Origin of the sequence: Streptomyces sp. NPDC020965 (assembly GCF_044333555.1) — a bacterium.
Classification (GTDB): domain Bacteria; phylum Actinomycetota; class Actinomycetes; order Streptomycetales; family Streptomycetaceae; genus Streptomyces.
In genome coordinates this window covers 1,564,990-1,578,925 of record NZ_JBIRRE010000001.1, presented here as the reverse complement: position 1 = coordinate 1,578,925, position 13,936 = coordinate 1,564,990, and the positions used below count along the sequence as shown (strand labels likewise).

8 protein-coding genes are annotated in these 13,936 nt (G+C 69.9%); 4 read left to right on the top strand and 4 right to left on the bottom strand.

The genetic code is table 11. The features are described from left to right. Window positions 1–13: 13 nt before the first annotated feature. Entirely contained in the window at window positions 14–1,177 is a 1,164-nt protein-coding gene (locus ACH4S7_RS06795; protein WP_398519960.1) for a winged helix-turn-helix domain-containing protein, read from the bottom strand. 87 nt (window positions 1,178–1,264) lie between these two features. Further along, complete coding sequence (locus ACH4S7_RS06790; protein WP_398519959.1) at window positions 1,265–1,849, bottom strand: GNAT family N-acetyltransferase; 585 nt, start codon at window positions 1,847–1,849, stop codon at window positions 1,265–1,267. 239 nt (window positions 1,850–2,088) lie between these two features. Here ACH4S7_RS06790 and secA point away from each other — a divergent pair, with 239 nt between their 5' ends. Further along, complete coding sequence (secA, locus tag ACH4S7_RS06785; RefSeq protein WP_398519958.1) at window positions 2,089–4,905, top strand: preprotein translocase subunit SecA; 2,817 nt, start codon at window positions 2,089–2,091, stop codon at window positions 4,903–4,905. 604 nt (window positions 4,906–5,509) lie between these two features. Here secA and ACH4S7_RS06780 read toward each other — a convergent pair. Further along, window positions 5,510–5,989, bottom strand: coding sequence for an Rv3235 family protein (locus ACH4S7_RS06780; protein WP_398519957.1), 480 nt, complete (start codon window positions 5,987–5,989; stop codon window positions 5,510–5,512). Window positions 5,990–6,273: 284 nt separating this feature from the next. Here ACH4S7_RS06780 and ACH4S7_RS06775 point away from each other — a divergent pair, with 284 nt between their 5' ends. Then, the gene (locus tag ACH4S7_RS06775) at window positions 6,274–6,780 is read left to right on the top strand and encodes a DUF6912 family protein (protein WP_398519956.1); all 507 of its coding nucleotides are present in this window, start codon (window positions 6,274–6,276) and stop codon (window positions 6,778–6,780) included. A 58-nt stretch (window positions 6,781–6,838) separates the two neighbouring features. Further along, on the top strand, window positions 6,839–7,525 hold the full coding sequence (locus ACH4S7_RS06770; protein ID WP_398519955.1) for an HAD family hydrolase: 687 nt from the start codon (window positions 6,839–6,841) through the stop codon (window positions 7,523–7,525). Between the two features lie 268 nt (window positions 7,526–7,793). On the opposite strand, the gene ACH4S7_RS06765 is transcribed toward ACH4S7_RS06770, so the two are convergent. Then, window positions 7,794–8,351: a DJ-1/PfpI family protein gene (locus tag ACH4S7_RS06765; protein ID WP_398519954.1), complete on the bottom strand. Its 558-nt coding sequence runs from the start codon at window positions 8,349–8,351 to the stop codon at window positions 7,794–7,796. Window positions 8,352–8,945: 594 nt separating this feature from the next. Between ACH4S7_RS06765 and ACH4S7_RS06760 the strand changes: the two genes are divergently transcribed. After that, window positions 8,946–13,919, top strand: coding sequence for an NAD-glutamate dehydrogenase (locus ACH4S7_RS06760; RefSeq protein ID WP_398519953.1), 4,974 nt, complete (start codon window positions 8,946–8,948; stop codon window positions 13,917–13,919). Window positions 13,920–13,936 lie beyond the last annotated feature (17 nt).

Here is a 13,936-nt window from a genome sequence, read left to right as displayed (position 1 = left end):
AGGGGGCGTGTGCTCAGCCGAGGGCCGCGATCAGCGGGGCGGTCAGCTCGGGGCGGTCGACCCGCTCCACCCGCACCGTGTCGCAGCCCACCCACTCGGCGGCCTCGCGCAGCGCCAGCGCCATCGGCCCGACCGCCTTCGGGGTGTCCAGCGATACCTGCTTGGCCACCAGCGTGGTCCCCTCGCGCGCCGGATCGACCCGGCCCAGCAGCCTGCCGCCCGACAGCAGCGGCATCGCGAAATACCCGTACACCCGCTTCGGCTTGGGGACGTACGCCTCCAGGCGATGGGTGAAACCGAAGATCCGCTCCGTCCGCGCCCGCTCCCAGATCAGTGAGTCGAACGGTGAGAGCAGCGTCGTGCGGTGCCTGCCGCGCGGGACGGTCGCCAGCGCCTCCGGGTCCGCCCACGCGGGCTTGGCCCAGCCCTCGACCGTGACCGGCACCAGACCGGAGTCCTCGACCACCGCGTCGAACTGCTCGCCCCTGAGGCGGTGGTAGTCGGCGATGTCCGCCCGGGTCCCCACCCCCAGTGACCGTCCGGCCAGCCGCACGAGCCGACGCACACACTCCGCGTCGTCCGGCTCGACCCCGAGGAACTCGGCGGGGATGGCGCGCTCGGCCAGATCGTAGATCCGCTTCCAGCCGCGCCGCTCGGTGCAGACCACCTCGCCGTACATCAGCGCGCGTTCCACGGCGACCTTGGAGGCGGACCAGTCCCACCACTCGCCGCCGTTCTTCGCGCCGCCCAACTCCGTCGCGGTGAGGGGGCCCTCGGTGCGCAGCTGATTGATCACCTTCTCGTAGACGCCGTCGGGAAGGTCGTGGTGCCAGTGCGGGCGGGCCCGGTAGGCGCGGCGGCGGAACGCGAAGTGCGGCCACTCCTCGACGGGCAGCACACAGGCCGCGTGCGACCAGTACTCGAAGCCGTGGCCCCCGGTCCAGTACGCGTCCTCCACCGTGCGGCGACCGACGGCGCCGAGACGGGCGTACGGAATCAGCTCGTGGGAGCGGGCCAGTACGGAGATCGTGTCGAGCTGCACGGCGCCCAGGTGCCGCAGCACCCCCCGTACACCCGACCGTCTATCCGGCGCGCCCAGGAGCCCTTGGGCGCGCAGCGCGATACGGCGGGCCTCGTCGGCGGAGAGTTCGGCGGCGGGAGGCGGCGTCGTCGTCATGGTTCGCACGATAGACGGCCGCACTGACAGCGGACGCGCGGCCCCGGACCGTCCCCGGCCGGCCGGATCACGGCGTGACGACAGTCCTTACTGGTGCGGCTCACGGGCCGGGAGGTACGGGTACGGGCCCGTCAGCCCCAGGTCCGACGGGAGCAGCGCGCCGACCCAGACGTCCCGCATGGTGCCGTTGTTGAGCATTCCCGCGCGCAGTTCGCCCTCGACCACGAAGCCCGCCTTCTCGGCGACCGCCCGCGAGGCCGTGTTGCCGACTTCGGCCCGCCACTCCAGCCGGGCCGCGCCCAGCCCGGTGAAGGTCCAGCGCGCGAGCGCGCCCACGGCCTCCCGCATGATGCCGCGCCCCCGGTGCTCCGCGCCGGTCCAGTAGCCGATCTCCCAGGTGTCCGGCTGGGTGCGCAGAGTGACCGCGACCGTCGCCATCAGGGGGCCGTCAGCGCGCGGTACGACGGCGAAGGTGCACATGGTGCCCGTCCGCCAGCCCTCGGGGACCATCCGGCCGGTGAACTCGGCCGCATGCCGGAGTTCGTACGGGGAGGGGACCGTGGTCCAGCGCTGGATGTCGGGATCCTGACATGCCTGATGGATGGTCTCTGTGTCGTCAGGGGTGACGGTGCGCAGCAGCAGGCGGTCGGTCGTGAGGGTGATGGGCTCCATGTCCGGATTCTGCCCGGCGGCCCAGAACGGAAGCGAGTACTTTTCGTGCCGCACCGGCACCTTCAGCGCCTCCCGCGCGTTCTTCCCTACGGGTATCGGCCGGCCAGGTCGACCGCGGACTTCCCGAGCCGGTGGGGTCCTCGCTTACGATGGCCGTTGCGGTGGGACCTACCCGCCGTGCCCGCGCCAGTGTCCACCACGACTCAGCCAAGGCCCGATCGGCAAGGAGACCCACCTCAGTGTCCGTCTTCAACAAGCTCATGCGTGCAGGCGAAGGCAAGATCCTGCGCAAACTGCACCGCATCGCGGACCAGGTCAGCTCCATCGAAGAGGACTTCGTCAGCCTCTCCGACGCCGAGTTGCGGGCGCTCACGGAAGAGTACAAAGCTCGCTTCGCCGAGGGTGCCAGCCTCGACGACCTGCTTCCCGAGGCGTTCGCGACCGTCCGCGAGGCCGCCAAGCGCGTCCTCGGCCAGCGTCACTACGACGTGCAGATGATGGGCGGCGCCGCCCTGCACCTCGGCTATGTCGCCGAGATGAAGACCGGTGAGGGCAAGACCCTCGTCGGCACGCTGCCCGCGTATCTCAACGCGCTCTCCGGCAAGGGCGTCCACCTGATCACGGTCAACGACTACCTGGCCGAGCGCGACTCCGAGATGATGGGGCGCGTTCACAAGTTCCTCGGTCTGAACGTCGGCTGCATCCTGGCGAACATGACGCCCGCGCAGCGCCGCGAGCAGTACGCCTGTGACATCACCTACGGCACGAACAACGAGTTCGGCTTCGACTACCTCCGCGACAACATGGCGTGGTCGCAGGAGGAGCTGGTCCAGCGTGGCCACAACTACGCGATCGTGGACGAGGTCGACTCGATCCTCGTCGACGAGGCCCGTACGCCGCTGATCATCTCCGGCCCCGCCGACCAGGCCACCAAGTGGTACGGAGACTTCGCCAAGCTCGTCACGCGCCTCACCAAGGGCGAGGCCGGTAACAGCCTCAAGGGCATCGAGGAGACCGGCGACTACGAGGTCGACGAGAAGAAGCGGACCGTCGCCATCCACGAGGCCGGTGTCGCGAAGGTCGAGGACTGGCTCGGTATCGACAACCTCTACGAGTCGGTGAACACCCCGCTCGTCGGTTACCTCAACAACGCGATCAAGGCCAAGGAACTCTTCAAGAAGGACAAGGACTACGTCGTCATCGACGGCGAAGTCATGATCGTCGACGAGCACACCGGCCGTATCCTCGCCGGTCGCCGCTACAACGAGGGCATGCACCAGGCGATCGAGGCGAAGGAAGGGGTGGACATCAAGGACGAGAACCAGACCCTTGCCACCATCACCCTCCAGAACTTCTTCCTGCTCTACGGCAAGCTGTCCGGTATGACCGGTACGGCGATGACCGAGGCATCCGAGTTCCACCAGATCTACAAGCTCGGCGTCGTGCCCATCCCGACGAACCGCCCCATGGTCCGCGCCGACCAGTCGGACCTGATCTACCGCACCGAGGTCGCCAAGTTCGCGGCGGTCGTGGACGACATCGCGGAGAAGCACGAGAAGGGCCAGCCGATCCTCGTCGGTACGACGTCGGTCGAGAAGTCCGAGTACCTCTCGCAGCAGCTCAACAAGCGCGGCGTCCAGCACGAGGTCCTCAACGCCAAGCAGCACGACCGTGAGGCGATCATCGTCGCCCAGGCCGGCCGCAAGGGCGCGGTCACCGTCGCGACGAACATGGCCGGCCGAGGCACCGACATCAAGCTCGGTGGCAACCCGGACGATCTCGCCGAGGCGGAGCTGCGCCAGCAGGGTCTGGACCCGGTCGAGCACGTCGAGGAGTGGGCCGCGGCCCTCCCCGCCGCCCTGGAGCGGGCCGAGCAGGCCGTCAAGGCGGAGTTCGAAGAGGTCAAGGACCTCGGCGGGCTCTATGTGCTGGGCACCGAGCGGCATGAGTCGCGCCGTATCGACAACCAGCTCCGCGGTCGTTCCGGCCGTCAGGGTGACCCCGGCGAGTCCCGGTTCTACCTCTCGCTCGGTGACGATCTGATGCGCCTGTTCAAGGCCCAGATGGTCGAGCGCGTGATGGCCATGGCCAACGTCCCGGACGACGTCCCGATCGAGAACAAGATGGTGACGCGCGCCATCGCGTCCGCCCAGTCCCAGGTCGAGCAGCAGAACTTCGAGACGCGTAAGAACGTCCTGAAGTACGACGACGTCCTCAACCGGCAGCGCAAGGTCATCTACGCCGAGCGCCGCCGCGTCCTGGAGGGCGAGGACCTGCACGAGCAGATCCGCCACTTCATGGACGACACCATCGACGCCTACATCCAGGCGGAGACCGTCGAGGGCTTCGCCGAGGAGTGGGACCTGGACCGGCTGTGGGGCGCGTTCAAGCAGCTCTACCCGGTGAAGACCACCGTCGAGGACCTGGAAGAGACGGTCGGCGACCGGGCCGGGATCACGGCCGACTTCATCGCCGAGTCCGTCAAGGACGACATTCACGACCAGTACGAGGAGCGCGAGAAGCAGCTCGGCTCGGAGATCATGCGCGAGCTGGAGCGGCGTGTGGTCCTCTCCGTGCTGGACCGCAAGTGGCGCGAGCACCTCTACGAGATGGATTATCTCCAGGAGGGCATCGGGCTGCGCGCCATGGCGCAGAAGGACCCGCTGGTGGAGTACCAGCGCGAGGGCTTCGACATGTTCACCGCCATGATGGAGGGCATCAAGGAGGAGTCCGTCGGCTACCTGTTCAACCTGGAGGTCCAGGTCGAGCAGCAGGTCGAGGAGGTCCCGGTGCAGGACTCCGCCGAGCGCCCCTCGCTGGACAAGAAGGACGCGGTGCCCGCGGCGGCGCGTCCGGAGATCCGGGCGAAGGGCCTGGAGGCGCCGCAGCGTCCGGACCGGCTGCACTTCTCCGCGCCCACGGTGGACGGCGAGGGCGGTGTCGTCGAGGGCGACTTTGCCACCGACCAGCCGGCGCGTTCGGAGACGGACGGGATGACGCGTGCGGAGCGGCGCAAGGCGCAGAAGGGCTCCGGCGGACGTCGCCGCAAGAAGTGACGCCGGTGCGCGGGGTGCTCTGAGAGGCGCTCCACTCCGTGTGGGACGCCCTTCGGGGTGGCCGTGCACGGCGGCGTGTGTACGAGGCCGGGGGCCGGACATCGATGTGGTGTCCGGCCCCCGGCCGTTCCGCGCTCCCGGGCCCGCCATGCCCGGGCCCGTGGTGGCCGCCGGAGAGTGCCTCGTGGGCCCTGGGAGAGCCCCTCTGGCCGGCCGTCTTCCGCTCCGGCCATATCCCTGGGCCCGTCCCTGACGCTGTTCCCGGCCCGGCTCCCCGACCTGTCCCCCTGACCTGCCTCCGGACCTGTCCTCCCTGACCTGCCTCCGGACCTGCTCTCCAGCCCGGGGCCCTGACCTGCCTCCGGACCTGTCCTCCCGGCCCGGGGCCCTGACCTGCTTCCGGTCTGGTCGGCTCTCCGTGGCCCCGGTCCGGCCTTTCGCGCACTCCGTCCGGCCGTTTCCGTGGCGTTCGGCCTGCCTCGGTGGCGCTGGTCGGTGGCGCTTGTCCGGCCCGTCATCTCGGCGGATCCGCCGGGGCGGCTCGCCCGGGTCTCCTGTGGGCGAGGCCGGGGCGGGCGGATGGGAGGCGTGTGGGAGGCGTGGGCTATCGGCCGGGGCCGCCGACGCGGCTGCCGCCCAGCTCCACGGCGGAGCACCGCCAGCGCTGGTCCGCGCCCTGTTCCAGCCGGAAGGCCATCGCACTGACCCGGTCGCCCGAGCCGATTCGGGCGAATGCCTCGATCACCCCGGGGCCGGGGTGGTACTCACCGCAGTGCCGCACGACGGGGACCACTCGTTCCGCCGGGCGTAAGGGTGCGCCAGGGGCGAGCTGGACGAGCTGTTCGTACGCCTCGCCGACCGTGTGGCCGAGCATCCAGTGCACCGGGCGGCGACCACTGAGCACCGCGAGGAGGCGGTCGGCGAACCAGTAGTGCGGGTGGTTCTGCCGACGGGCGCGGGCCATCGCCGATGCCGCGACCGCGCCGGCCCCTCGCCGGTCGCTCCGTGCCGAGACCCCCCGCCGGTCGCTCCTGTCCGCGGGTCCCCGCTGGTCGCGTCGGACTGCGGGTCGTGTCCTGTCCATGTGTGCCGTCCCCCGTCCCGTGGTGCCCGGCCAACTCCGTACCGAGCGGTAACTTCGTTGGCCGATCTTCTACGGGGGAGAGGGCGCCCGCCGCAACGGGCGATCTCCCCGGGGTCGGCGCCGGGCAGAATCGCCTATCCGGGTGACAGGGCCTTTGGGGGAGCCCGCCAGAAGCGAGTCCGGAGGGCCCCGGGTGGACGTTCCACGGGGGTGGCGGCGGCAGCCCGAAGGAGGGACACCCCCGACGTATCCTGGGCGTCTTCCGACTACGAAAGCGGCCACTCATGCGCGTCTACGTCCCCCTGACCCTCTCCGGTCTCGCAGAGGCGCACCGGAAGGGCGAGCTGGGCCCCGGCCCGGTGACCGCGTACGGCGTCACCCCCGGGCTGCGCGAGTGGTACGTCTCCGACGACATCGAGGAGCTGGAGTACGCGGCCCTCAACCGTGCCGCGGCGGCCTCGCTGCGGCTGATCGCTGGTGCCCCGGACGTGCCCCGGCGACGCGTGGTCGTGGCCGTGGACGTGCGGGACGGGGACGCGGTCGCCGACCCGGACCGGGCGCTGGACGCCGGTTCGCTGGGAGAGGTGCGGATCACCGGCCCGGTGCGGCTGGTGACGGCGGCGGCGGTGCACGTGGACGCCGACGACGCGGTGGACGATGTGACCGCGGCGGCCGGCGCGCTCGGGGCGGCCGACCACGGCGACGGTGACGCCCAGTTCACGGTGGACGGCGCTGAGGACCATGAGCTGCTCTGGTACGGGATCCAAGAGATCCCCAACCTCTTGGCCTGACCTGCGATTCCGTTCCCGGGCCGGCCGATTGTCAGACCGGGCGGGTACGGTTTTCGGCATGGGGATGAATGTGGGGAGTCCAGCGGATCCAGGCCGGCATCTGGTCTGGGACTGGAACGGCACACTGCTCAACGACGTCACGGCGGTGATCGCCGCGACGAATGCCGCGTTCGCGGAGATCGGTCTGCCGCCGATCACGCTGGAGCGCTACCGGGAGCTGTACTGCATACCGATCCCCCTCTTCTACGAGCGACTGCTCGGGCGGATGCCCACGGACGCCGAGTGGCTGACCATGGATGTGATCTTCCACCGGCACTACGCCGAGCACCGGGTGGCGTGCGGGCTGACGGACGGGGTCGAGGAGCTGCTGGGGGAGTGGCGGCGGGCGGGGCACAGCCAGTCCCTCCTGAGCATGTACGAGCACGATGAGCTGGTCCCGGTCGTCCGGGGCTATGGGATCGAGAGCCACTTCGTCCGGGTGGACGGGCGGACGGGGCCGTCCGGTGGCTCGAAGGCGGTGCATATGGAGCGGCATCTCGCGGCGCTGATGGGGACCGCGGCCCCGGAGCGCACGGTGGTCATCGGGGACGCGGTGGACGACGCGCTCGCGGCGGCGCACGTGGGCGCGCGGGCGGTGCTGTACACGGGCGGATCGCACAGCAGGGCGATCCTGGAGGAGGTGGGGGTGCCGGTGGTGGACACCCTGACGGAGGCGGTGGAAGAGGCGATACGCCTGGTGGCGTGAGCCGACGGGCGTCGGAGCCCCTGGGGTGTGAGCCGAGCGCCAGTGGGGTGTGGAGCCTCGGGGTGTGGAGCCTCGGGGTGTGGAGCCTCGGGGTGTGAGCCGGGCGGTCTTCCCGGGCGGTCCGTCTCCGCGGGGCGCACCGGGTGCGGGATGCGGGGGTGCGGGAGGCCGCCGTACTCCTCACGCCGGCCTCCCCGGCCCCGACCCCGGCCCCGCTACCCGGACCTGGCCCCTCGGCGACGGGCCAGGCCCCGGAGGCCGCGGGGCGCTACCCCTGTGCTCGCAGCACCTTCAGGAATTCCCGCATCCACGCCGGGTGGTCCGGCCAGGCGCGGGACGACACCAGCTTGCCGTCGACGACCGCCTCCGTGTCCTGAAAGGTCCCGCCCGCCGCCCGTACGTCCGGTTCCAGCGCGGGGTACGCGGTGACCCGGCGGCCCGCCAGGCCGCCGACGGCCGCCGTCAGCAGCGGCCCGTGGCAGATCTGGGCCACCGGCTTGTCCGCGTCGAAGAACGCCTTGAGGATCTTGCGCAGCTCCGGATCGTTGCGCAGGTACTCCGGGGCGCGCCCGCCGGGGATGACCACCGCCGCGTACTGCCCGGGGTCGACCTCGGCGAAGGCCAGATCGGCGGGCCAGGTGTAGCCCGGCTTCTCGGTGTAGGTGTCGAAGCCCGGCTCGAAGTCGTGCACCACGAACTGAAGCTTCTTACGGGAGGGGGCCGCGATATGGACCTCGTACCCCTCCTCCAGCAGACGCTGGTAGGGGTAGAGGACTTCGAGGGACTCGGCTGCGTCGCCGGTGAGGATCAGGACCTTGGCTGTCATGGCTGCTCCCGGATGGAGGACGGATCCCGCGACGGAGCGCGGGCGACGTGATACGTGCCACGTCGGGAGTGCGGCATCGGGGGTGCGGGAAACGGTGGATGACGGGACTCGGGTGGCGGCGGCTCGTACGAGGAGAGACGAGGAGGATCGGGAAGTGGCGAGAGAGGGCGGCATCCCCGCTGGTCGGAGCGGGGTCGGTGCGGCCGGCCGGGTGCCGGCACCCGGCAACGTGCGCCGGCGGAGGACAGTCTGCCAACAGGACCTGTGTCGCTGTCCGGAGTGTCAAACTTCCGGACCCTCTTTTGTACACATACGGCTCATGACGATAGAGGGGGGCGGGGCGATAGCCTGGAGCCGTGATCAGCGCGATAAGCCCTGGGGGCAGCGAAGCCCCCGGCCTGCGCCCGGAGCGCCACCGCGCCGGGGCGATGGCTGATCCCCTCGTACCGGCCCGATCGTTGAATTTCCTCGATTGCGGCTCGGACATCTCTCATCGCGACATAACGTCGACCAGGACCGGACACCCCGTGTCGTGGCGTCGCGTCGCTTCTTATACCTACGTCACGCAACGGCGCGCGACAGGAGCCAGAGGACATGCAGACCAAGCTGGACGAAGCCAAGGCCGAGCTGCTCGCACGGGCCGCCCGGGTAGCTGAGAACAGTCCTGGTGGGGGACGACTTCCCACCGGGGCCGAGCAAGGGCAGCGTCCGGACCAGGACGCCCTGCTCGGTTACCTCCAGCGCTACTACCTGCACACCGCACCCGAGGACCTCGCCGACCGCGACCCGGTCGATGTCTTCGGGGCAGCGCTCTCCCACTATCGACTGGCCGAGAACCGCCCCCAGGGCACGGCCAATGTGCGGGTGCACACCCCGACGGTCGAGGAGAACGGCTGGACGTGCAGCCACTCCGTCGTCGAGGTGGTCACGGACGATATGCCCTTCCTCGTCGACTCGGTGACCAATGAGCTGTCCCGCCAGGGCCGCGGCATCCATGTCGTGATCCACCCGCAGGTCATCGTCCGCAGGGACGTCACCGGCAAGCTCATCGAGGTGCTGCACGACGAGAAGCACCCCCGGCTCATGGAGTCCAAGGACCGCCCGCACGACGCGCTGGTCGAGTCCTGGATCCATGTCGAGATCGACCGGGAGACCGACCGGGCCGACCTCAAGCAGATCACCGCCGATCTGCTGCGGGTGCTCTCCGACGTCCGCGAGGCCGTCGAGGACTGGGAGAAGATGCGCGACGCCGCGCTGCGCATCGCCGACGAGATGCCGAAGGAGCCGATCGCCGCCGACCTCCTCGACCAGGATGTCGAAGAGGCCCGTGAGCTGCTCCGCTGGCTCGCCGCCGATCACTTCACCTTCCTCGGCTACCGGGAGTACGAGCTCACCGGGAATGACGTCCTCACCGCCGTCCCCGGCACCGGTCTCGGCATCCTCCGCTCCGACCCGCACCACACCGAGGACGAGGACCACCCGGTCAGCCCGTCCTTCAGCCGGCTGCCCGCCGACGCCCGCGCGAAGGCCCGGGAGCACAAGCTGCTCGTGCTCACCAAGGCCAACAGCCGCGCCACCGTGCACCGGCCCAGCTATCTCGACTACGTGGGCGTCAAGAAGTTCGACGACGCCGGCAATGTCGTCGGCGAGCGCCGCTTCCTGGGGCTGTTCTCCTCCGCCGCGTACACCGAGTCCGTGCGCCGGGTGCCCGTCGTCCGCCGCAAGGTCGCCGAGGTCCTCGACGGCGCCGGTTTCTCGCCCAACAGCCACGACGGCCGCGATCTGATCCAGATCCTGGAGACGTACCCCCGCGACGAGCTGTTCCAGACCCCGGTCGACCAGCTCCGTTCCATCGTCACCAGCGTGCTCTACCTCCAGGAGCGACGTCGGCTCCGCCTGTATCTGCGCCAGGACGAATACGGCCGCTACTACTCCGCCCTCGTCTATCTGCCGCGCGACCGCTACACCACCGGTGTCCGGCTGCGGCTGATCGACATCCTCAAGGAGGAGCTGGGCGGCACCAGCGTCGACTTCACCGCGTGGAACACCGAATCGATTCTCTCCCGCATCCACTTCGTGGTCCGGGTCCCGGCCGGCACCGAGCTGCCGCACCTCACCGACGCCGACACCGAGCGCATCGAGGCGCGGCTGGTGGAGGCCGCACGGTCATGGGCGGACGGTTTCGCCGACGCGCTCAACGCCGAGCTGGGCGAGGAGCGCGCGGCCGAGCTGCTGCGCCGCTACGGCAACGCCTTCCCCGAGGGGTACAAGGCCGAGCACTCGCCGCGTTCCGCCGTCGCCGACCTGGTCCATCTCGAAGAGCTGACCAGCGCGGGCCGGAACTTCGCCCTCTCGCTGTACGAGCCGGTCGGCGCGGGCCCCGGCGAGCGCCGTTTCAAGATCTACCGCACCGGTGAGCAGGTCTCGCTCTCCGCCGTGCTGCCGATCCTCCAACGGCTCGGCTGCGAGGTCGTGGACGAACGCCCGCACGAGCTGCGCTGCGCCGACCGCTCGCTGGCCTGGATCTACGACTTCGGTCTGCGGATGCCGCTCACCCCCGGCAACGGCGACTATCTCGCCGACGACGCGCGGGAGCGGTTCCAGGACGCGTTCGCCGCCGTCTGGACCGGTGAGGCGGAGAACGACGGATTCAACTCCCTCGTCCTCGGCGCCGGGCTGAACTGGCGGCAGGCGATGGTGCTGCGCGCGTACGCGAAGTATCTGCGCCAGGCCGGTTCCACCTTCAGCCAGGACTACATGGAGGACACCCTCCGGACCAATGTCCACACCACCCGGTTGCTGGTCTCGCTCTTCGAGGCCCGGATGTCCCCCGAGCGCCAGCGCGCGGGCACCGAGCTGACCGATGGACTGCTGGAGGAGTTGGACGGCGCGCTCGACCAGGTCGCCAGCCTGGACGAGGACCGCATCCTGCGCTCCTTCCTCACCGTCATCAAGGCGACCCTGCGGACCAACTTCTTCCAGAGCGCCGGTGCCGTGGGCGGGAAGAAGGCGCCGGTCGCGGCCCACCACTCCTATGTGTCGATGAAGTTCGACCCGCAGGCCATCCCGGACCTGCCGGCGCCCCGCCCGGCGTACGAGATCTGGGTCTACTCCCCGCGCGTCGAGGGCGTGCACCTGCGCTTCGGCAAGGTGGCGCGCGGCGGGCTGCGCTGGTCCGACCGGCGGGAGGACTTCCGTACGGAGATCCTCGGCCTGGTCAAGGCGCAGATGGTGAAGAACACGGTGATCGTGCCGGTCGGCGCGAAGGGCGGCTTCGTCGCCAAGCAGCTCCCCGACCCGTCCGTGGACCGGGACGCCTGGCTCGCCGAGGGCATCGCCAGCTACAAGACGTTCATCTCGGCCCTGCTCGACATCACCGACAACATGGTGGCGGGCGAGGTCGTCCCGCCGGCCGGCGTGGTCCGGCACGACGGCGAGGACACCTATCTCGTCGTCGCCGCCGACAAGGGCACCGCGTCCTTCTCCGACATCGCCAATGAGGTCGCGGTCGCGTACGACTTCTGGCTTGGGGACGCCTTCGCCTCCGGCGGTTCCGCCGGATACGACCACAAGGGCATGGGCATCACCGCCCGGGGCGCCTGGGAATCCGTCAAGCGGCACTTCCGCGAGCTGGGCCACGACACCCAGACCCAGGACTTCACGGTCGTCGGTGTCGGTGACATGTCCGGTGACGTCTTCGGCAACGGAATGCTGCTCAGCGAGCACATCCGGCTGGTGGCCGCCTTCGACCACCGGCATATCTTCATCGACCCGAACCCGGACGCGGCGACCTCGTACGCCGAGCGCCGCCGACTCTTCGAGCTGCCGCGCTCCAGCTGGGCCGAGTACAACAAGGAGCTGCTGTCGTCCGGCGGCGGCATCCACCCCCGTACGGCCAAGTCCATTCCGGTCAACGCGCAGATGCGGGCGGCGCTCGGGATCGAGGGGCGGGTCTCCAAGCTGACCCCCGCCGAGCTGATGAAGGTGATCCTGCAGGCCCCCGTGGACCTGCTGTGGAACGGCGGCATCGGCACCTACGTCAAGGCGTCCACCGAGTCCAACGCCGATGTCGGCGACAAGGCCAATGACGCCATCCGGGTCAACGGCGAGGAGCTGCGGACCAAGGTCGTCGGCGAGGGCGGAAACCTCGGGCTGACCCAGCTCGGCCGGATCGAGTTCGACCGCACCGGCGGCCGGATCAACACGGACGCCATCGACAACAGCGCCGGCGTGGACACCTCCGACCACGAGGTGAACATCAAGATCCTGCTCAACGGTCTGGTCTCCGAGGGGGATATGACCGTCAAGCAGCGCAATCAGCTACTGGCGAAGATGACCGACGAGGTCGGCGCCCTGGTGCTGCGCAACAACTACGCGCAGAACGTCGCCCTCTCCAACGCCGTCACCCAGTCGCCGTCCCTCCTCCACGCCCACCAGCGCTATATGCGCCGGCTCGGCCGGGAGAAGACGCTCGACCGGGGGCTGGAGTTCCTGCCGACCGACCGGCAGATCCGTGAGCTGCTGGCGGGCGGGAACGGCCTGAGCCAGCCGGAACTGGCCGTCCTCCTCGCGTACACCAAGATCACGGTGGCGGACGAGCTGATCGGGACGGAGCTGCCGGACGACCCGTATCTGCGCCGGCTGCTGCACGCGTACTTCCCGAAGCCGCTGCGCGACACGTTCGCCGACGCCATCGACCATCACGCGCTGCGCCGCGAGATCGTCACGACCATCCTGGTCAACGACACGGTCAACACCGGTGGCTCCACCTTCCTGCACCGGCTGCGGGAGGAGACCGGCGCGTCGACCGAGGAGGTCGTGCGGGCCCAGACCGCCGCCCGCGAGATCTTCGGGCTGAACGCGGTGTGGGACGCGGTCGAGGCGCTGGACAACAAGGTCCCGGCCGATGTCCAGACCCGGATCCGGCTCCACTCGCGCCGGCTGGTCGAGCGCGGCACGCGCTGGCTGCTCGGCAACCGTCCGCAGCCGCTGAAGCTGGCCGAGACCGTCGAGTTCTTCGCCGACCGGGTCGAGGAGGTCTGGGGCGAGTTGGCGAAGATGCTGCGCGGCGCCGATCGCGACTGGTACGAGGGCATTCTCAACGAGCTGACCGAGGCCGGGGTGCCGGAGGAGCTGGCGCGGCGGGTGGCCGGGTTCTCCTCCGCGTTCCCGACGCTCGACATCGTCGCCATCGCGGACCGGGTGAAGAAGGACCCGCTGGCGGTCGCCGAGGTGTACTACGACCTCGGTGACCGGCTGCGGATCACCCAGCTGATGGATCGGATCATCGAGCTGCCGAGGGCGGACCGCTGGCAGTCCATGGCCCGCGCGTCCATCCGCGAGGACCTGTACGCGGCGCACGCGATGCTGACGGCGGACGTGCTGTCGGTGGGCAATGGGTCCTCGTCGCCGGAGGAGCGCTTCACCTCCTGGGAGGAGAAGAACGCCTCGATCCTGGGTCGGGCGCGGGCGACGCTGGAGGAGATCCAGAGCTCGGACACCTTCGACCTGGCGAACCTGTCGGTGGCGATGCGGACGATGCGGCAGTTGCTGCGGACGCATAGCTGAGATGTACGGGGGTGGGG